This is a genomic window from Pseudomonas sp. HLS-6 TE3448, from assembly GCF_053629555.1.
Window position 1 is genome coordinate 59,226 of the sequence record NZ_JBRJIO010000001.1, and the last position, 20,029, is coordinate 79,254.

At 59.5% G+C, this 20,029-nt stretch carries 19 protein-coding genes; 14 read left to right on the forward strand and 5 right to left on the reverse strand.

Translation table 11 applies throughout. The features are described from left to right. Nucleotides 1-30: 30 nt before the first annotated feature. The gene (locus tag AB7M23_RS00260; RefSeq protein WP_065760410.1) at nucleotides 31-963 is read right to left on the reverse strand and encodes a lipid A biosynthesis lauroyl acyltransferase; all 933 of its coding nucleotides are present in this window, start codon (nucleotides 961-963) and stop codon (nucleotides 31-33) included. 120 nt (nucleotides 964-1,083) lie between these two features. On the opposite strand from AB7M23_RS00260, the gene minC reads away from it, so the two are divergent. The 5 genes from minC to AB7M23_RS00285 all read left to right on the forward strand — a co-directional run bounded on the left by minC (nucleotide 1,084) and on the right by AB7M23_RS00285 (nucleotide 5,139). Then, on the forward strand, nucleotides 1,084-1,824 hold the full coding sequence (minC, locus tag AB7M23_RS00265; RefSeq protein ID WP_065760424.1) for a septum site-determining protein MinC: 741 nt from the start codon (nucleotides 1,084-1,086) through the stop codon (nucleotides 1,822-1,824). Nucleotides 1,825-1,919: 95 nt separating this feature from the next. Beyond that, nucleotides 1,920-2,732, forward strand: coding sequence for a septum site-determining protein MinD (gene minD, locus AB7M23_RS00270; protein ID WP_065760411.1), 813 nt, complete (start codon nucleotides 1,920-1,922; stop codon nucleotides 2,730-2,732). Between the two features lie 3 nt (nucleotides 2,733-2,735). Beyond that, nucleotides 2,736-2,990, forward strand: a complete 255-nt coding sequence (gene minE, locus AB7M23_RS00275; RefSeq protein ID WP_065760412.1) for a cell division topological specificity factor MinE — start codon at nucleotides 2,736-2,738, stop codon at nucleotides 2,988-2,990. A 90-nt stretch (nucleotides 2,991-3,080) separates the two neighbouring features. After that, a complete protein-coding gene (locus AB7M23_RS00280; protein WP_065760413.1) occupies nucleotides 3,081-3,716 on the forward strand; it encodes an RluA family pseudouridine synthase in 636 nt (211 codons plus the stop codon). Between the two features lie 133 nt (nucleotides 3,717-3,849). Beyond that, entirely contained in the window at nucleotides 3,850-5,139 is a 1,290-nt protein-coding gene (locus tag AB7M23_RS00285) for a M18 family aminopeptidase (RefSeq protein WP_065760414.1), read from the forward strand. Nucleotides 5,140-5,356: 217 nt separating this feature from the next. Here the strand turns inward: AB7M23_RS00285 and AB7M23_RS00290 are convergent, their stop codons facing one another. Continuing rightward, nucleotides 5,357-6,058, reverse strand: a complete 702-nt coding sequence (locus AB7M23_RS00290) for a hypothetical protein (RefSeq protein ID WP_454240013.1) — start codon at nucleotides 6,056-6,058, stop codon at nucleotides 5,357-5,359. 97 nt (nucleotides 6,059-6,155) lie between these two features. Beyond that, a complete protein-coding gene (locus AB7M23_RS00295) occupies nucleotides 6,156-6,896 on the reverse strand; it encodes a hypothetical protein (RefSeq protein ID WP_454240014.1) in 741 nt (246 codons plus the stop codon). 761 nt (nucleotides 6,897-7,657) lie between these two features. Between AB7M23_RS00295 and AB7M23_RS00300 the strand changes: the two genes are divergently transcribed. Together AB7M23_RS00300 and AB7M23_RS00305 are read left to right on the forward strand one after the other, a co-directional pair. Next, nucleotides 7,658-7,822: a hypothetical protein gene (locus AB7M23_RS00300; RefSeq protein WP_167524074.1), complete on the forward strand. Its 165-nt coding sequence runs from the start codon at nucleotides 7,658-7,660 to the stop codon at nucleotides 7,820-7,822. Between the two features lie 41 nt (nucleotides 7,823-7,863). Further along, a complete protein-coding gene (locus AB7M23_RS00305; protein WP_454242134.1) occupies nucleotides 7,864-10,017 on the forward strand; it encodes a mechanosensitive ion channel family protein in 2,154 nt (717 codons plus the stop codon). Here AB7M23_RS00305 and phnR read toward each other — a convergent pair. Continuing rightward, nucleotides 10,014-10,727, reverse strand: coding sequence for a phosphonate utilization transcriptional regulator PhnR (phnR, locus tag AB7M23_RS00310; RefSeq protein WP_099775534.1), 714 nt, complete (start codon nucleotides 10,725-10,727; stop codon nucleotides 10,014-10,016). The genes AB7M23_RS00305 and phnR overlap by 4 nt on opposite strands. A 356-nt stretch (nucleotides 10,728-11,083) precedes the next feature. Between phnR and AB7M23_RS00315 the strand changes: the two genes are divergently transcribed. From AB7M23_RS00315 to AB7M23_RS00340, 6 genes are all read left to right on the forward strand, one after another. Further along, the gene (locus tag AB7M23_RS00315) at nucleotides 11,084-12,148 is read left to right on the forward strand and encodes an ABC transporter substrate-binding protein (protein ID WP_065760418.1); all 1,065 of its coding nucleotides are present in this window, start codon (nucleotides 11,084-11,086) and stop codon (nucleotides 12,146-12,148) included. A gap of 119 nt (nucleotides 12,149-12,267) precedes the next feature. After that, nucleotides 12,268-13,074, forward strand: coding sequence for an alkaline phosphatase family protein (locus AB7M23_RS00320; RefSeq protein ID WP_065760419.1), 807 nt, complete (start codon nucleotides 12,268-12,270; stop codon nucleotides 13,072-13,074). Continuing rightward, a complete protein-coding gene (locus AB7M23_RS00325) occupies nucleotides 13,071-13,913 on the forward strand; it encodes an ABC transporter permease (protein ID WP_065760420.1) in 843 nt (280 codons plus the stop codon). Before AB7M23_RS00320 ends, AB7M23_RS00325 begins: the two co-directional genes overlap by 4 nt. Further along, nucleotides 13,900-14,697: an ABC transporter permease gene (locus AB7M23_RS00330; protein ID WP_065760421.1), complete on the forward strand. Its 798-nt coding sequence runs from the start codon at nucleotides 13,900-13,902 to the stop codon at nucleotides 14,695-14,697. The genes AB7M23_RS00325 and AB7M23_RS00330 overlap by 14 nt, the downstream gene beginning before the upstream one ends. Before the next feature lies 1 nt (nucleotide 14,698). Beyond that, on the forward strand, nucleotides 14,699-15,688 hold the full coding sequence (locus tag AB7M23_RS00335) for an ABC transporter ATP-binding protein (RefSeq protein ID WP_065760422.1): 990 nt from the start codon (nucleotides 14,699-14,701) through the stop codon (nucleotides 15,686-15,688). 24 nt (nucleotides 15,689-15,712) lie between these two features. Further along, nucleotides 15,713-16,366 (forward strand): HAD family hydrolase, encoded by a 654-nt coding sequence (locus AB7M23_RS00340; RefSeq protein ID WP_454240015.1) that lies wholly within the window; start codon nucleotides 15,713-15,715, stop codon nucleotides 16,364-16,366. A gap of 366 nt (nucleotides 16,367-16,732) precedes the next feature. On the opposite strand, the gene AB7M23_RS00345 is transcribed toward AB7M23_RS00340, so the two are convergent. Beyond that, the gene (locus AB7M23_RS00345) at nucleotides 16,733-17,695 is read right to left on the reverse strand and encodes an NAD(P)H-quinone oxidoreductase (RefSeq protein WP_102053509.1); all 963 of its coding nucleotides are present in this window, start codon (nucleotides 17,693-17,695) and stop codon (nucleotides 16,733-16,735) included. A gap of 139 nt (nucleotides 17,696-17,834) precedes the next feature. Here AB7M23_RS00345 and AB7M23_RS00350 point away from each other — a divergent pair, with 139 nt between their 5' ends. Next, entirely contained in the window at nucleotides 17,835-19,916 is a 2,082-nt protein-coding gene (locus tag AB7M23_RS00350; protein WP_454240016.1) for a carboxy terminal-processing peptidase, read from the forward strand. Nucleotides 19,917-20,029 lie beyond the last annotated feature (113 nt).

Here is a 20,029-nt window from a genome sequence, read left to right on the forward strand (position 1 = left end):
TGAGAACTCGCTGGAAAGTCCGTATATGGACTAACGCCGTTTTTCGTAAAGCTTCGGCGCCCCTGGTGGCCGCGATTTGAAGCGTCGATGCGCCCAGAGGTACTGCTCAGGGCATTCACGGACCGAGGCCTCGACCCACTGGTTGATGCGCAGGCAATCGGCTTCTTCGGTCTCACCGGGGAAGTCGGCCAGCGGCGGATGGATCACTAACCGGTAGCCGCTGCCATCGGCCAGGCGCTGCTGGGTAAAGGGGATCACCCTGGCCTTGCCCAGGCGGGCGAACTTGGTGGTTGCCGTCACGGTCGCAGCCTCAATGCCGAACAGCGGCACAAACAGGCTCTGCTTGGCGCCGTAGTCCTGGTCTGGCGCGTACCAGATCGCCCGGCCGGCACGCAGCAGTTTGAGCATGCCGCGCACGTCTTCACGCTCCACCGCCAGCGAGTCGAGGTTGTGCCGCTCGCGCCCCTGGCGCTGAACAAAGTCGAACAGCGGGTTCTTGTGTTCGCGGTACATGCCGTCGATGGTGTGTTTCTGGCCAAGCAAGGCCGCACCGATCTCCAGCGTGGTGAAATGCAACGCCATCAGGATGGCGCCCTGGCCATCACGCTGCGCGGCCTGCAGGTGTTCCAGCCCTTCGATGTGCGCCAGGCGTGCCAGGCGGGCTTTTGGCCACCACCAGCTCATGGCCATCTCGAAGAATGCGATACCGGTGGAGGCGAAATTTTCTTTGAGCAGGCGAGTCCGCTCGTCGGACGACAGCTCGGGGAAACACAACTCGAGATTGCGTGCGGCAATACGCCGACGCTCGCCAGCGACGCGGTACATGGCCAGCCCGAGGCCACGGCCGATAGCCAGCAATACCCGGTAAGGCAACTGTACGATCAGCCAGAGCAGGCCCAGGCCCAGCCACAACGGCCAGAAGCGCGGGTGCAAAAAATACGGACGAAAGCGCGGGCGATCCATTCAAGATTCCGGAAAGACAAAGGCCGCGCATTCTACAACGGTTCGGTGCGGGTTGCGGCTAACGAACGATCTCGTTATAAGTCTGGGCACTTTTTCGTAACAAGTCGCCCGATGCAGACCATGAGCCAAACTCAGACGCCCGACCAAGAACCCGTGTTCCAGCTCAAGGGCAGCATGCTCGCCATTACTGTGCTTGAGCTTGCGCAAAACAACCTTGAGGGCCTGGATCGGCAATTGGCCGCCAAGGTTGCCCAGGCCCCCAATTTCTTCAGCAATACGCCGCTGGTACTGGCCCTGGACAAGTTGCCCGCCAGTGAGGGCGCCGTGGACCTGCCGGGGCTGATGCGCGTCTGCCGTCAGCACGGTTTGCGCACCCTGGCGATTCGCGCCAGCCGTATCGAGGACATTGCTGCCGCAATAGCCATCGACCTGCCCGTGCTGCCGCCTTCCGGTGCCCGTGAACGGCCCGTGGAGCTGCCAGAGCCGGTGGTCGAGAAGAAAAAGCCCGAACCACCGGCAGAACCTGCGGTAAAACCGACCAAAATCATCACTTCGCCTGTACGCGGCGGCCAACAGATCTATGCTCAGGGCGGCGACCTGGTGGTGATTTCATCGGTCAGTCCGGGGGCGGAACTTCTTGCCGACGGTAATATCCATGTGTACGGGGCAATGCGGGGACGCGCCCTGGCAGGGATCAAGGGGAACACCAAGGCACGGATTTTCTGCCAGCAAATGACCGCTGAACTGGTCTCGATCGCCGGGCAATACAAGGTCTCCGAAGACCTGCGCCGCGATCCGCTGTGGGGGGCCGGGGTACAGGTCAGCCTGTCCGGCGACGTGTTGAACATCACCCGTCTTTAACGGATACTGCCGCCATTTTCCGCGCAACTTTTTTCGACGTTGCCGTTTTGTATTTTTTGGGACTGAACGTCCTTTTTCTTTAGGGGTGATACACCTTGGCCAAGATTCTCGTGGTTACATCCGGCAAGGGTGGTGTGGGTAAGACCACCACCAGCGCCGCTATCGGTACCGGCCTCGCTCTGCGTGGCCACAAGACAGTCATCGTCGACTTCGACGTCGGCCTGCGTAATCTTGACCTGATCATGGGCTGTGAGCGCCGCGTGGTGTATGACTTCGTCAACGTCGTGAACGGCGAAGCCAACCTGCAACAAGCCCTGATCAAAGACAAGCGCCTTGAAAACCTGTACGTACTGGCTGCCAGCCAGACCCGTGACAAGGACGCGCTGACCCAGGAAGGCGTCGAAAAAGTCCTGATGGAACTCAAGGACTCGTTCGACTACGTGGTCTGCGACTCGCCGGCCGGTATCGAGAAAGGTGCCCACCTGGCCATGTACTTCGCGGATGAAGCGATCGTCGTGACCAACCCGGAAGTCTCCTCGGTACGTGACTCCGACCGTATGCTCGGCCTGTTGGCGAGCAAGTCGCGCCGCGCCGAAAACGGCGAAGACCCGATCAAGGAACACCTGCTGATCACCCGCTACCATCCAGAGCGCGTGAGCAAGGGCGAAATGCTCGGCGTCGAAGACGTGAAGGAAATTCTCGCCGTGGCGCTGCTGGGCGTTATCCCTGAATCCCAGGCGGTGCTCAAGGCATCCAACCAGGGCGTTCCCGTCATCCTCGATGACCAGAGCGACGCTGGCCAGGCGTACAGCGATACCGTTGACCGCTTGCTGGGCAAAACCGTGGAGCATCGTTTCCTCGATGTACAGAAGAAGGGATTCTTCGAGCGCCTGTTTGGAGGCAACTAATCAATGAACCTTTTTGACTTCTTTCGTGCCAGCAAAAAAGTAAGTACCGCCTCGGTTGCGAAAGAGCGTCTACAGATCATCGTGGCGCACGAGCGCGGTCAGCGCAGTACCCCGGACTACCTGCCAGCCTTGCAGAAGGAGCTGGTGGAGGTGATCCGCAAGTACGTCAACATCGGCAACGATGATGTGCAGGTCGCTCTGGAAAACCAGGGCAGCTGCTCGATCCTGGAACTCAACATCACCCTGCCCGACCGCTAACAGGCAGCCGGGCAAGCCACCACGGCGGCCGCCGGGCCTTCGCAGTGCGAGGGCTCGACGGTCGCCGTTGGTGTTTACAGAGAGCACGCAATGCCGCTGTCCAACGTCCACATCCTGCACCAGGATGCCGCTGTCCTGGTGGTCAATAAACCGACCCTGCTGCTGTCCGTCCCGGGCCGCGCCGAGGACAACCGCGACTGCCTGATTACCCGCCTGCAGGAAAACGGCTACCCGGAAGCCCGTATCGTCCATCGCCTGGACTGGGAAACCTCCGGGATCATCCTGCTGGCACGTGATGCCGACAGCCACCGCGAGCTGTCCCGACAGTTCCATGACCGGGAAACCGAGAAGGCCTACACCGCACTGTGCTGGGGGCAACCGGAGCTGGACAGCGGCAGTATCGACCTGCCCCTGCGCTACGACCCGCCAACCAAGCCACGCCATGTGGTGGACCATGAACAGGGCAAACATGCACTGACCTTCTGGCGTATCGTCGAGCGTTGCGGTGACCATTGCCGGGTTGAGCTGACGCCGATTACCGGCCGTTCGCATCAGTTGCGCGTGCACATGCTCTCCATCGGCCATCCGCTGCTGGGCGATCGCCTGTACGCCAACCCCGAAGCATTGGCGGCCCATGAACGGCTGTGCCTGCATGCGAGCATGTTGAGTTTTACCCATCCGGTGACCGGCGAGCGGTTGCGCTTCGAGTGCCCGGCGCCGTTCTGATCGATTGCATCGCCTCTATCGCTGGCAAGGCCGGCTCCAGCACCCTTGCTGGAGCCGACCTTACTGGCGATTCGGGCCGCCCCAATCCCCAAGCAATACGTTAAACTCGCGCCACTGCTGTCTGGAGTGACTTATGCGCGATGCTCTGAATCAAGGCCTGATCGATTTTCTGAAGGCCTCCCCCACGCCGTTCCATGCCACCACCGGCCTTGCTTTACGCCTTGAAGCGGCGGGTTTCCAGCGCCTTGACGAGCGCGACAGTTGGGCCACCACCGCTGGCGGCCGCTACTACCTGACCCGAAACGACTCCTCGATCATCGCGTTCAAGCTCGGTCGACACTCGCCCTTGATCGACGGTATCCGTCTGGTCGGCGCCCATACCGACAGCCCGTGCCTGCGGGTCAAGCCACAGCCGGAACTGCAACGCCAGGGCTTCTTGCAATTGGGCGTGGAAGTTTACGGCGGCGCGCTGCTGGCGCCGTGGTTCGACCGCGACCTGTCCCTGGCCGGGCGGGTAACCTTCCGCCGTGACGGCAAGGTTGAAAGCCAACTGATCGACTTCAAGCTGCCGATTGCGGTGATCCCAAACCTGGCGATCCACCTCAACCGCGCCGCCAATGAGGGCTGGGCAATCAACGCCCAGACCGAGCTACCGCCTATTTTGGCCCAGGTGGCCGGCGACGAGCGCGTAGACTTCCGCGCTCTGCTCACCGATCAACTGGCGCGTGAGCACGGCCTGAACGCCGACGTGGTGCTGGACTACGAACTGAGCTTCTACGACACCCAGACCGCCGCGCTGGTTGGCCTGAACGGCGACTTTATCGCCGGGGCGCGGCTGGACAACCTGCTGTCCTGCTACGCCGGCCTGCAAGCCCTGCTCGCCGCCGACAGTGACGAAACCTGTGTGCTGGTGTGCAATGACCACGAGGAAGTCGGCTCTTCCTCGGCCTGTGGTGCCGATGGCCCGATGCTGGAACAAACCCTGCGCCGCCTGCTGCCTGACGGCGATGATTTCGTCCGGACCATTCAGCGCTCGCTGCTGGTCTCGGCCGACAACGCCCACGGCGTTCATCCGAACTACGCCGACAAGCATGACGGCAACCACGGCCCCAAGCTCAACGCCGGCCCGGTGATCAAGGTCAACAACAACCAGCGTTACGCCACCAACAGCGAAACCGCGGGTTTCTTCCGCCATTTGTGCATGGCCGAGGAAGTGCCGGTGCAGAGCTTCGTGGTACGCAGCGACATGGGTTGCGGCTCGACCATCGGCCCGATCACCGCCAGCCACCTGGGCGTGCGTACCGTCGACATCGGCCTGCCGACCTTTGCCATGCACTCCATTCGCGAGCTGTGCGGCAGCCATGACCTGGCGCATCTGGTGAAAGTACTGACGGCGTTCTACCGCAGCCGCGACCTGCCGTAACACCCGGCCTGCAGAAGCAGGCCTTGCTGGGTATTTGAACCGGGCCGTGTGGGATCAAGCTTTGCCAGCGATGCGCCTATCGCGCACTGGCTGACAGGCCGTTGATCCCATCGTAGGCAAGCCTACTCCACAGGGATCTGCGCAGAACACTGCATTTTCTGTGGTAGCAAGGCTTGTCTGCGATGCTGCCTTTTGCCGGGCCAACCACTGAAATGCATCAACCCTCTGCCATCAGTTCCCAAATGGAGAACTCGGCAGGGAGTTTGCCGAGGCGTTGTTCTTCCTTGGCAAGCAGGCGTTCAGCGATCTCGCGATCACCCGCCGGATATCGAAAACGCTCTACAGGGCTGAGGCTATCCAGTAACTCTATGTAGCTGCGATAGGCAGGGCGCGCATCACCGCCAGAGGAAATAAAGCTGGCTACTACCTTAAAACACTCGAAGTCCAAGTCACTTTTTGCGTGAAGCGCCACATAACGCTCTTCATCCGTATACTCACCGCTTTCGTCCTCCACGATCGCCGCAAGCTCCGGACGGGACAGCCCTGCAAACGGGTTAGCCGGCTTACCCTTTCCCTCATGAATGGACAGCAGAAAATCAAAAGACCTCTGCTTTCGAGACAGTTGCTCAGGCGAGCTCTCTACCGATACCTCTGACTGTTTGAAAGCCTCTGCGCCATACATCCTCACCCGCAACCAAGCTGTTTTACCAAGGCCATGGGCACCGTAAACTCTTTCGTATTTATCTCTGGCTTGATCATTCTGGCCATCGACCTGCGCCATGCTGGCGCTCAACTTCAACCCTTCTGCCGAGAGGCTTACACTCTCCTTCGTATTTGAGGTTGAAAGGTCTTCTGTGGGTGCTGGTTTTGGTGGTGCTCTAACAATAGTTGCCGATGATGGAACGGTGCCTATCTTCATGTTGTTCTCCCTAACCTAGCGAATACCATTACGCAGTCGGCAGCTACGAACTACCGCAATCCCGGCCGACGCATACGGTGTCAACCACTGAAACGCATCAACCCGCTGTTGGTATTTCCTTGTCCAGGCGTCGCTCCTCCTGTGCCATAAGCTCCCAGATGGAAAATTCGACAGGAAGTTTGCCGAGGCGTTGTTCTTCCTGGGCGAGAAGGCGCTCGCTCATTTCACGATCACCTGCGGGGTATCGTAAGCGCTCTGCAGGGCTGAGGTTGTCTAGAAAATCGATGTAGGCGCGAGACAAGGGACGCCCATCGTTACCAAAATTCATGGCTGCGCTAAAGTAGCTAAAGTCCAGTGCACTTTTTGCATACACCGCTGTATAACGCTCTACGTCGGTGTATCGTCCGGTTTCATCTTCAACAATGGCGACAAGCTCTGAGCGTGACAAACCTGAAAATGGATTGTCCGTAATTTTTCGCTGTTCATTGATAATCAGTAAAAATTCAAACGACTTTTTTATCTGGGTCAGTTGCTCATCCGAGTAATCATTGGGAGACTCAGGTATGACCGGCGTGTCCCTGCCTTGCTCTCTGATTTGCGCCCACAGTTTGTCTCCAAAATTGTAGCGACCATAGATACGCTCGTATTTCTCCCTAGTTTGGCTTTCTAGCTCCTTAGCATCCGCAATATCGCTTTTTTCCTGAAGATTCAGCGCTATCGCTTCTTGGGAAATACTGACGTTCTCTTGGGTATCTGTCATAGGCGATGACGCCGTAGACGGTTGCGGTGGTGCTAATCGTACGGGCAAAGCTGACGGAGGGTTAATGTTGATTCTCATGTTGGCATCCTGAGTAAACGAACGCGACGAGGCGCTGATTACAGCGCCTCACCTTACCGCTACTTGATTGTGAACCTCACCGTGTAATTGAAGGGCAGACTGGAGTCCATCCCAACCAGTGTTGCGGTGCAAGTTGCACGACTGGAACCTATGGACTGTGCGTCTTTTTTCCAGCTTGGTATATACCCACCCATACTTGGGGTACCCGCATGAGACGCTGAGAATCGACATTTCTTCGACCCAGAGCTGTAAGTAAAGCGCATACCGGAAGCGATATCACTCCCGCTAGTCAAACTAAATTTAACGGCATCTCCAGCCACTATATCGGATGGCGCAGGCTGCGCACTTCCAAAAAGATGCTCATATGTATAGATTGCTTTCTCATTAGTTTGATTTTCAACAATGACAGTCGCTAGGTTTCCCGCTTGAGCCCCACCCACCGAGCCCCCCAACACCACCAAAGAACCCAACAACACTTTCTTGATATTTATCATTCGCGACATCCTTTCAAAGGTTAACGACACGCAGCTGTTGCTACATGTCCGTGCCAGGGCGATTCATCAATCGCTCATGACGCTTTTAACCAGTCGGCAGGAAGCCTTGGGCGCTGTATCAGACGCGGTCTGATATCGATGTAGGAAATTTCTCTGCTGTTAGAATCAGCACGGGCCGTGCCCACGCTGACCTCCATCAACCCCAGCCCAGCGATTCCGGCCTATGCTTGCCCCATGAATTTCCACGCTTTGAGAAGGTTCTTGCGCATGTCAGAGTTCCAGATGATGTTCCTCCCGGTGATCGCCGGCCTGATCCTGTTGACCGTCGGCTTCAACATGCGTGAGCGCAATATCGGGGTGCTGATGATGTGGATCGGAACCTTGGGCATGATTGGCATCATGGCCTGGAAGATCCTTGAGAAACTGAACTGACAAATACACTACACTCGGGCGATTGATTGCCTGAGGTCGATTTGCCAGTGCCTGCCTTTTTCCGTTTTTTCGCGCTGTTTCTGATACTGCTGGCGCCCGTCAGCCTGGTACAGGCGGCAGGTTTGCCGGGTTTGCTCGGCAGTAGCAAAGCCCAGCCCGAGGCCACCGAGCCGCTGAGCCAGTCCCTGGACGAGGTCATCAAGCGCCTGGAAAACGATCAGCAACGTGCCAGTTTGCTGGCCGACCTGAAGAAGCTGCGCGACAGCACCAAACAGGCGCAGCCGTCGGTAGAGCAAGGCGTACTGGGGGTGATTGGCAACACCGTGGCCAGCCTCGAGAAGCAGTTCAGTGGTGACGCCAGCCCCTTCACGCGGTGGTCGCAGGAGCTGGACCAGGCTCAGGAGGAACTGGCCGCCCTGATGGTGCCGGTGAAAGAGTTGCCCGCCATACTGTTCGGCTTTGCCGCGGTCATCGCCCTCTGGAGCCTGTTGGCTTACGGTTTTATCTGGGTCGGGCATCGGGTGCGGCTGCGCTTCGGCCTGACCGAGGAACTCCCCCATCACCCCAAAACCTGGGACATGGTGCGCTTCGCCTTGCGTAAGCTTGGCCCTTGGCTGGTGGCGCTGATCATCACCCTGTACCTGAGTTTTGCCCTGCCCTCGTCACTGGGCAAGTCAATGGCCATGGTGCTGGCCTATGCGCTGGTGGTCGGTACCTGTTTCTCGGCCATTTGCGTGATTGCCTTTTCCTTGCTCGACGGCCCGCACCGCCATCATGCGCTGCACATTTTACGGCGCCGCGCGTTCCGCCCGCTGTGGCTGATCGGCAGTTTTGCCGCGTTCGGTGAGGCGATGAACGATCCGCGCCTGGCCACTGCGCTGGGCACCCACCTGGCGCATAGCCTGGCAACGCTGGCGAATGTGCTGGCGGCCCTTTCCAGCGGGCTGTTCATCCTGCGTTTCCGGCGCCCTATCGCTCACCTGATCCGCAACCAACCGCTGTCGCGTCGCCTGACCCGGCGCGCCCTGAGCGACACCATCGAGATTCTCGGCAGTTTCTGGTACCTGCCGGCGTTGGTGCTGGTGGCCATCTCATTGTTTGCCACCTTTGTTTCCGCAGGCGACACCAGCACCGCACTGCGTCAGTCGCTGATGTGCGCCGTACTGCTGGTGCTGTGCATGGTGATCAACGGCCTGGTCCGTCGCCATGCTGCAAAACCGCACCGGAGCAACCGCCGCCAACCGCTCTACTACGAGCGGCTCAAAAGTTTTGGCTACACCTTGGTACACCTGACGATCTGGCTGCTGTTCATCGAGTTGGGGCTTCGGGTCTGGGGCTTCTCGCTGATCGGTTTCGCCGAGGGCGACGGCCATGACGCCGCCATGCGCCTGCTTGGCCTGGGCGGCACGCTGCTCGCCGCATGGCTGGTGTGGATACTCAGCGATACCGCCGTGCACCATGCCCTGACGCGCTCACGCAAAGGCGCGGCCAATGCCCGTGCACAAACCATGATGCCGCTGATCCGCAACGTGCTGTTCGTGGCCATTTTCATCATTGCGGTGATCGTCGCCCTGGCCAACATGGGCATGAACGTCACGCCGCTGCTGGCGGGTGCAGGGGTGATCGGCCTGGCGATCGGTTTCGGCGCGCAGTCGCTGGTGGCCGATTTGATCACCGGCCTGTTCATCATCATCGAGGACTCCCTGGCCATTGACGACTATGTCGATGTCGGCGGCCACCTGGGAACTGTCGAAGGCCTGACTATCCGTACCGTACGCCTGCGTGATATCGACGGTATCGTCCATACCATCCCGTTCAGCGAGATCAAAAGCATCAAGAACTACTCGCGGGAGTTTGGTTACGCGATCTTCCGCATCGCCATTCCCCACAGCATGAACATCGATCAGGCCATCAGCCTGGTTCGCGATGTTGGCCAGAAGCTGCGCAACGACCCGCTGCAACGCCGCAGTATCTGGTCACCGCTGGAGTTGCAAGGCGTGGAGAGCTTCGAGTCTGGCTCGGCCATCCTGCGGGCGCGGTTCAAGACCGCACCGATCAAACAGTGGGAGGTTTCACGGGCGTTCAACCTGGCGCTCAAGCGCGAGCTTGATGAAGCCGGCCTGGACCTGGCCACTCCGCGCCTGTCGGTGCAGGTGATCACCGCCGGTGGCGGTGCCCAGGGCAACAACGCTTAACCGGCATCGGCTCGAATGCGAATCGCATCATGCCGCCAATACTCCAGGTCGCAGTCGATCAAGCGCCCGTGCTGATCGCTGTTGACCCGAGTGATCTGCAGCCCGGGGCTGCCCGACGATACTTTCAGGGCCATACCCGCGGCGACGGGCAATGCCGTAGGCAGAATTTCAAAACACACCCGGCCGTACTGGATCCCGTAGTGCTCGGCGTACAACTCAGTCAATGACTGGCCCAGGTCGAAGCTGAGGATATCCGGAAAGTACTCAGGGTTCAGGTAGTGCTCGGCATACAGCACCGCACGCCCGTCGATACGCCGTAACCGACAGATCTGAATCACGCTGGACAGCGGCGACAGTTGCAAGCGCGCACAAATCGCGGCGGGCGCAGGTTGCAGACGTGCCGACAACAACTCGGTAGCCGGCACCCGTCCTTGGGCACGCACCATGGCGTGAAAGTGGCTACGCTCGATCAGGTCATAGGTCAATCGCTCGGGTGCAACGAACCAGCCACGACGCTCCTCACGGTAGATCACCCCAAGGGCTTCAAGCTGCACCAGCGCTTCACGCAGGGTAATACGCGTCGTGTCGAACACTTCGCTGAGCTTGCGCTCGGCCGGCAACTTGCAACCGGCGGCCAGCAGGCCGTGCTCGATCTGTTCCTGCAACGCCTGGCATATGGCTGTTACTGCGCGTGGTGGCAGTGGACGCATCAAAGGTTACCTATCTGGACTAGTCCAGCGCCAATACTGAGCAGTAAATCGCACAGAAAGGGGCGCTCGGGAATACTTCAAGACTAGGCAATGCAGATGAACGCCAGATGACATTACCGCTCAACGGTCATCAAAACCCTCTCGATCAGGGCCTTCAGGCGTTGCGGATCAAGCACTTGAATCTGGTCTACGCTGTATTTTCAGAGCCAACTGCCATGCCGGAACAACCCGCATCGACATCAAAATGTCATGCACCCGGCCTACCTTGGCTCAGGTATTGCTGACCTAGACCAACCGAATCGCAACAACGTGCAACACCCCATGCGTTTTGCAAGGCACCCAATAAGGAGCTTCGGATGAAACAGCTTTTCCTGGCGTCACTGTTAGGTTCTACCATTGCCCTGTGCACCTCGGCGATGGCCGCCGGTACCGACTTGAAAGCCCTGGAGGACGCTGCCCGTAAAGAGGGCGCGGTCAACAGCGTCGGCATGCCCGACGCCTGGGCCAACTGGAAAGGAACCTGGGAAGACCTGGCCAGCAAGTATGGCCTCAAGCATATGGACACCGACATGAGTTCGGCTCAGGAGGTGGCCAAGTTCGAGGCAGAGAAAGACAACGCCAGCGCTGATATCGGCGACGTTGGCGCCGCCTTCGGCCCGATTGCCGCAGCCAAGGGCGTGACCCAACCCTACAAGCCCAGCACCTGGGATCAAGTGCCTGCGTGGGCCAAGGACAAGGATGGCCATTGGGCGCTGGCCTATACCGGCACCATCGCCTTCATCATCAACAAGCAGTTGGTGAAGGAAGCCGACATGCCAAAAACCTGGCATGACCTGGAAAAGGGCAAGTACAAGGTCGCCATCGGTGATGTCGGCACCGCCGCCCAGGCGGCCAACGGTGTACTGGCTGCCGCCATCGCTTACAAGGGTGACGAGAAGAATCTCGAGCCGGGCCTGCAACTGTTCACCAAGCTGGCGCAGCAGAAGCGTCTGTCGCTGGCCAACCCCACCATCCAGACCCTGGAGAAGGGTGAAGTGGAAGTGGGTGTGGTCTGGGACTTCAACGGCCTGAGCTACCGCGAGCAGATCGATCCGAAGCGCTTTGAGGTCTTGATCCCGGCAGATGGCTCGGTGATCTCGGGCTACACCACCATCATCAACAAGTACGCCAAGAACCCCAACGCCGCCAAACTGACCCGCGAATACATTTTCAGCGATGCCGGGCAAACCAACCTCGCCCGCGGCAACGCCCGGCCGATTCGTGCCGAGCACCTGAAACTGCCCGCCGATGTACAGGCCAAGCTGCTGCCCAATGAGCAGTACAAGGCCGCTCAGCCGATCAAGGATGCCGCGGCCTGGGAAGCCACCTCGAAGAAACTGCCGCAGATGTGGCAGGAGCAAGTGATCATCGAGATGGAGTGAGGCTGTGGGCGCAACCGGGAAACCGTGGCGCCCCGATCGCCGGCAAACCAGTTCCCACAAGGCTCATGTGGGCGCTGGCTTGCCAGCGATGAAGCCCTCCCGCGTACTTCGGAGAAATCATGAAACACAACGTCATTCTGGTCCTGCTTGATGGCCTCAACTATCAGGTCGCACATCACGCCATGGGCCACCTGCATGCCTATGTCGAAGCTGACCGCGCAGCCCTGTACCGCCTCGAATGCGAGCTGCCGGCACTGTCCCGCCCGCTGTATGAGTGCATCCTTACCGGCGTAGCCCCCATCGACAGCGGTATCGTTCACAACAACGTCACGCGCCTGTCCACACAGCGCAGCATCTTTCATTACGCCCACGAAGCAGGCCTGAGCACGGCGGCAGCGGCCTACCACTGGGTCAGCGAACTGTACAACCGCTCACCGTTCGACCCGTTGCGTGATCGCCACACGCACTCGCCGAAACTGCCGATTCAACACGGCCTGTTTTATTACGTCGATCACTACCCGGACTCGCACCTGTTTGCCGATGCCGAGTACCTGCGACGCCGGCATGCACCGAACTTCCTGCTCGTGCATCCGATGAACATTGACGACGCCGGCCATCGCCACGGGCTGGACAGCCGTCAGTACCGTAACAGTGCACGCGGCGCCGACATCCTGCTGGCCGACTACCTGCAAGGCTGGCTCGACAGTGGCTATCAGGTACTCGTCACCTCTGATCACGGCATGAACAATGACCACTCGCACAATGGCCTGCTGCCTGAAGAGCGCGAAGTGCCGCTGTTCGTGTTTGGCGATGCCTTCAGCCTCGACCCTGCCGCCAAACCCTTGCAGACCGAGTTGTGTGGCACGATTTGCGAACTGATGGGCATTGCCCATGACAAGCCGGTGTGCCGGGAGCTACTCACGTGAACGCGCTCACTCGCGGTAAATACCTGGCGCTGCTCTGCCTGCTGCCCTTTGCGGTGTTTTTCCTGGTCTTTCAAATTGCCCCGCTGGCCTGGGTCGCCATACACAGTGTTCAGGCCGAGAGTGGCTGGGGCCTGGACAACTTCAGCAAGGTGTTCAACTCGAAGTTCTACCGCCAGGCTATCCAGCACAGCCTGGAGATCAGTTTCTGGTCGAGCCTGTTCGGCATCCTGATCGCCATCCTCGGCAGCTACTCGCTGCGCCGGGTCGATTCGCGGCTGCGCGACTTCGTCAACGCCTTCGCCAACATGACCAGTAATTTCGCCGGGGTGCCACTGGCCTTCGCCTTCATCATCCTGCTCGGTTTCAACGGTGCCCTGACCATGCTGCTCAAGCAGGCCGGGATCATCGAAGACTTCAACCTGTACTCCAAAAGCGGGTTGATCATCCTCTACACCTACTTCCAGATCCCGCTGGGTGTGCTGCTGCTCTACCCGGCATTTGACGCCCTGCGTGAAGACTGGCGTGAGTCCGCCGAGTTGCTCGGTGCCAACGCCTGGCAGTACTGGCGGCACATCGGCCTGCCGGTGCTGACCCCGGCCCTGCTCGGCACCTTCGTGATCCTGCTGGCCAACGCGCTGGGGGCTTACGCCACGGTGTACGCCTTGACCACCGGCAACTTCAACGTGTTACCGATCCGCATCGCCGCGCTGGTCGCGGGCGACATATCCCTGGACCCGAACCTGGCCAGTGCCCTGGCCATGATCCTGGTCGGCTTGATGACGCTGGTTACCCTGGTCCATCAATGGCTGCTGAAGAGGAGCTACCATGTCGCGCGCTGAACCCGCTTCGACCCACCTCTATCATCGGTTGGTGGTCTACGCCCTGTTTCTGCTGTTGCTGTTGCCCCTGGCCGGCACCTTGCTCTACTCCCTGGCCACCAGTTGGTCAGCGAGCATTCTGCCCAGTGGGCTGACCCTCAAGTGGTACCTGGCCTTGTGGAGCGACCCGCGCTTTCTTGCCGCATTCGGCCAATCGCTGCTGGTATGCGTGGGGGCGTTGATTCTCTCGGTACTGCTGATTCTGCCGTTGCTGTTCGTGGTGCATTACCACTTCCCCCGGCTCGACGCGCTGATGAATATCCTCATCCTGCTGCCCTTCGCGGTACCGCCGGTGGTGTCCTCGGTGGGCCTGCTGCAGCTCTATGGCTCGGGGCCGCTGGCGATGGTCGGTACGCCATGGATCCTGATCGGTTGCTACTTCACCGTGGCCTTGCCCTTCATGTACCGGGCAATCACCAACAACCTGCAAGCCATTAACCTGCGTGACCTGATGGACGCCGCCCAATTGCTCGGTGCCAGTACCTTTCAGGCCGCGCTGCTGGTGGTACTGCCCAACCTGCGCAAGGGCCTGATGGTCGCGCTGCTTTTGTCGTTCTCGTTCCTGTTTGGCGAGTTCGTCTTCGCCAACCTGTTGGTCGGCACGCGCTATGAAACCCTGCAGGTGTACCTCAACAACATGCGTAACAGCAGCGGCCATTTCAACAGCGCCCTGGTGATTTCCTATTTCCTCTTCGTGCTGGTGCTGACCTGGGCAGCCAACCGCCTGAACAAGGACAAGTCGTGATATGAGCTTCGTCAGTGTGCAAAATCTGCAGAAACGTTATGCCGGCAACCCGGTGTTCAATGACATCAACTGCCACATCGAACGCGGTGAGTTCGTCACCCTGCTCGGCCCTTCCGGCTGCGGCAAATCCACCCTGCTGCGCTGCATCGCCGGGCTGACGGCAGTGGACAGCGGCAAGATTCTTCTGGACGGCCAGGACCTGGTGCCTCTGAGCCCGCAGAAACGCGGGATCGGCATGGTCTTTCAGAGCTATGCCCTGTTCCCCAACATGACCGTGGAACAGAACGTCGCCTTTGGCCTGCGCATGCAGAAGGTTGCCCCCGAAGAAAGCCGCAGCCGCGTGCTTGAGGTACTGCAACTGGTCGAGCTGCAGGACTTCGCCAGCCGCTATCCGCACCAGCTTTCCGGTGGCCAGTGCCAGCGTGTGGCCCTGGCCCGCTCACTGGTGACCCGGCCACGCCTGCTGCTGCTCGACGAGCCGCTGTCGGCCCTGGATGCGCGGATCCGCAAGCACCTGCGCGAACAGATCCGAAATATCCAGCGTGAGTTGGGCCTGACGACCATCTTTGTGACCCATGACCAGGAGGAAGCACTGATCCTGTCGGATCGCATTTTCCTGATGAACCAGGGGCGTATCGTCCAGAGCGGCGATGCCGAAACCCTCTACACCGCCCCCGCCGATGCCTTCGCCGCCGGTTTTATCGGCAACTACAACCTGCTCGATGCCGACAGCGCCAGCCGCTTGCTGCAACGACCGATCAGCAGTCGCCTGGCCATTCGCCCGGAAGCCATCGTCCTGAGCCTGAACGGCGAACTGGAAGGCCAGGTACGCAGTCATAGTCTGCTGGGCAACGTGATCCGTTACCGGGTCGAGGCCCGGGGTGTCGAGTTACTGGTCGATGTACTGAATCGCTCGTCTGCCGATCTGCATCCCAATGGTCAACGGGTATCCTTGTCCATCGATCCCACCGCCCTCTGCGAAGTTGCCTGAGGGTTGCACAGGAGTTTGAGTGAAATGGCTTTAGCGATTTTCGATCTGGACGAAACCTTGATCCACGGTGACTGCGCCTCGCTGTGGAGTGAAGAAATGGCCCGCCTGGGTTGGGTCGATGGTGAGTCTTTTCTGCGCCGCGACCGTGAGTTGATGGATGCATATGGCCGTGGCCACTTGGCCATGGAGGACTACATGGCGTTCAGCCTGGAGCCCATTGCCGGGCGTACCCAGGAAGAACTGCAGCACCTGGTGGAGCCTTGGGTCGAGAACATCATTGAGCCGATCATCTTCAGCGAAGCCTGCAAACGGATCGCCGAACACCGCAAGCGTGGCGACCGGGTGCTGGTGATATCGGCCTCCGGCACCCACCTGGTAGCACCCATTGCGGCGCGGCTGGGTATCGACGAATTTCTCGCCATTGATCTTGAGGTCGTGAACGGCGTGTACACCGGCAAGACCCGGGGCGTGCTGACTTACCGCGAAGGCAAGATCACCCGCCTGCTGGAGTGGCTGGATCAGGAAGAAGAGAACCTTGAGGGTGCCAGTTTCTACTCGGACTCGCGCAACGACTTGCCGCTGCTGCTCAAGGTGGACCACCCCATCGTGGTGAACCCCGACCCGGTACTGCGCGGGCACGCCGAGCAACACGGCTGGCCAATCCTGAGCTGGAGCTGACCAGGGCTGTTCACTTGAGCCCTTGGAGTGCTTGATACGTCAATCAACCACATCAATGAATGGGTATGTTCACGAAGTGAGTGCCAATAGCCACAAACATGCGTCGCCCCTGATGACGGCAGGCATATCCATTCGCGATGTTGGGCCCGATGCCCCGTTCCGCCTTTACGGCGTGTCACTTTTGTCGGGGCAAAAGTGGGTCGCCGTAAAAGGCGAAACCAGCCGGTGGTGCCGCTGCCGGGAATGGATATGTCCGCGAGACAAGTGCCACAAATCACAAACCTGTATCGCCGCTGATGCAAGCAGGCATATCCATTCGCGATGTCGGGCCTGATACCAGGCTATGCCGTTTCCTTGCGCAACGAATTACACAAGGCTTTCGTCAATCACCAGCACCAGCTTGCCCGACACCTGGTTACCCGCCAGTTCGGCAAAGGCAGCCTCGGCATCCTTGATCGGGTAACGACCGACCAATTGCGGCTTGAGCCGCCCTTCAGTGAACAACGGCCACACCTGCTGGCTCAGATCACTGAGCAGGTCGGCCTTGAACTGATCATCACGGTTACGCAACGTCGAACCGGTCACCTGCACGCGCTTGGCCAGCACCTGGGCCAGGTCCAGCTCGGCTTTGCGACCGCCCATCAGGCCAATGATCACCCAACGCCCATCACGCGCCAGCAACTTGAGGTTCAACGCCGCGTAATTGGCCCCGACCGGATCGAGAATCACGTCAAACGGAGCGAAATCGTTCAGGCTTTCCAGGTCGTCACCACGCACTACACCGCCCGTGGCGCCGAGGCCCTGGCAGTAAGCCAGCCGATCGGCTGAGCCCACGCTGACCCAGCATGGGCTACCAAACGCCTTGCACAGCTGGATTGCCGCCGAGCCGACACCACTGGCGCCCGCGTGCAACAGCACCTTCTCGCCCGGCTTGAGCGCCCCCAGCTGGAACAGGTTGAGCCAGGCAGTGGCATACACTTCAGGGATCGCTGCCGCTTCGTGCAGGCTCAGGCCTTCGGGCACGGGGAGCACGTGGCGGGCATCGACCACCACTTCTTCGGCCATGCCGCCACCGGACAATAACGCGCAGACCCGATCACCGACCTGCCAGGACGCGCCAGGGCCGACTTCGACGATCACCCCGGAACATTCCAGGCCCAGGTACTCGCTCGCGCCCGGAGGTGGCGGATAAAGCCCGGCTTTTTGCAGTAGATCGGCCCGATTGAGGCCCGCAGCCGCAACACGGATTCGTACTTGACCTACATCGCAGGTTGGACTTGTCGTCGTAACCCACTCCACATGTCCGTCAACGCCTTGCAATGCCTTCACAGTGCCTCCATAGTTGTGTTATCACGAGCCCGAGTGCAAATGCGTCGGGCTTTTTGCAGTATGCGTCCGGTTTTTATGGAACCGGCGAATTCAAAGACGGCCTAATATGCGTGATCAATTGCCCTTACGTCGAATCAGCATGAAGCATTTTCTGCCCAGTACCGCCCTCGCATTGTTGATCGGCCTTGGCAGCCTACCGCTGGTGGGCAATGCTTATGCCGCCAACAGTTGGGACAAACTGCAACCCGACCGTGACGAAGTGGTCGCCAGCCTGAACGTGGTCGAGTTGCTCAAGCGCCATCACTACAGCAAACCGCCGCTCAATGACGCTCGCTCGCTCATCATCTACGATAGCTACCTGAAGCTGCTCGACCCGGCGCGCAGCTATTTCCTGGCCAGTGATATCGCCGAATTCGACAAGTGGAAGACTCAGTTCGATGACTTCCTCAAAAGTGGCAATCTCGATCCTGGTTTCACGATCTACAAGCGCTATCTGGACCGCGTCAAATCGCGCCTGGACTTCACCCTCGCGCAATTGGACAAGGGCGTCGACAGCATCGATTTCAACACCCAGGAAACCTTGCTGGTCGACCGCAAGGACGCCCCGTGGCTGAAAAACGAAGCCGAGCTTGATGACCTCTGGCGCAAGCGCCTGAAGGACGAAGTGTTGCGCCTGAAGATCGCCGGCAAGGAACCCAAGGCCATTCAGGAACTGTTGACCAAGCGCTACAAGAACCAGCTGTCGCGCCTGGACCAGACCCGTGCCGAGGATATTTTCCAGGCCTACATCAACACATTCGCCCAGTCCTACGACCCGCACACCAACTATTTGTCGCCCGACAACGCAGAAAACTTCGATATCAACATGAGCCTGTCGCTCGAAGGTATCGGCGCAGTCCTGCAAAGCGACAACGATCAGGTCAAGATCGTCCGCTTGGTGCCGGCTGGCCCTGCCGCCAAGACCAAGCAAGTCGCGCCAGCCGACAAGATCGTCGGCGTGGCCCAGGGCGACAAGGAAATGGTCGACGTGATCGGCTGGCGCCTGGACGAAGTGGTCAAGCTGATCCGCGGCCCGAAAGGCTCGGTGGTGCGCCTGGAAGTGATTCCAGCCAGCAATGCGCCTAACGACCAGACCAGCAAGATCGTCTCCATCACCCGTGAAGCGGTGAAGCTGGAAGAGCAGGCCGCGAAAAAATCGGTGCTCAAGCTCAAGCAGGATGGCCGTGACTACAAGCTGGGCATCATCGAGATCCCGGCCTTCTACCTGGACTTCAAAGCCTTCCGCGCCGGCGATCCAGAGTACAAGAGCACCACCCGTGACGTGAAAAAGCTGCTGACCGAGCTGCAGAAGGAAAAAGTCGACGGCGTGGTCATCGACCTGCGCAATAACGGCGGCGGTTCCCTGCAGGAAGCCACCGAATTGACCAGCCTGTTCATCGACAACGGCCCGACCGTGTTGGTGCGCAACAGCGATGGTCGAGTCGATGTGCTTGAGGACGAAAACAACGGTGCCTTCTACAAAGGCCCGATGGCCTTGCTGGTCAACCGCCTGTCGGCTTCTGCTTCGGAAATTTTCGCTGGTGCCATGCAGGACTACCACCGCGCACTGATCATCGGTGGCCAGACCTTCGGTAAAGGCACGGTGCAGACCATTCAGCCGTTGAACCATGGCGAACTGAAGCTGACCCTGGCCAAGTTCTACCGTGTTTCTGGCCAGAGCACACAGCATCAGGGCGTACTGCCAGACATCGACTACCCGTCGGTGATCGACACCAAGGAAATCGGCGAGAGCGCCCTGCCCGAGGCGATGCCATGGGACACCATTCGCCCGGCGATCAAGCCTGCAAGCGATCCGTTCAAGCCGTTCCTGGCTCAGCTCAAGGCACGTCATGACGAGCGCAGCGCCAAGGATCCAGAGTTCGTCTACATCCGCGATCGCCTGGCCCTGACCCAAAAGCTGATGAATGAAAAATCCGTGAGCCTGAACGAAACCGAACGTCGTGCCCGACACGCCACGATCGAGGGCAAACAACTGGCGCTGGAGAACACCCGGCGTAAAGCCAAGGGCGAGGAACCGCTCAAGGAACTGAAAAAAGAAGACGAGGATGCTCTGCCGGCCGAGCCGGATGACACCAAACCCGAGGATGACGCCTACCTGGCTGAAACCGGGCGCATCCTGTTGGATTACCTGAGCCTGAACTCAGCGGTGGCCAAGCATTGAAGCACTAATGGCAAAATAATATGGCTGGACGCTGGCGCGTCATTAAACAGTCATTTATCTGTCGTGAAATAAGGGGCTGCGTACCACGGGTACGCAGCCCTTTTTTCGTAAGG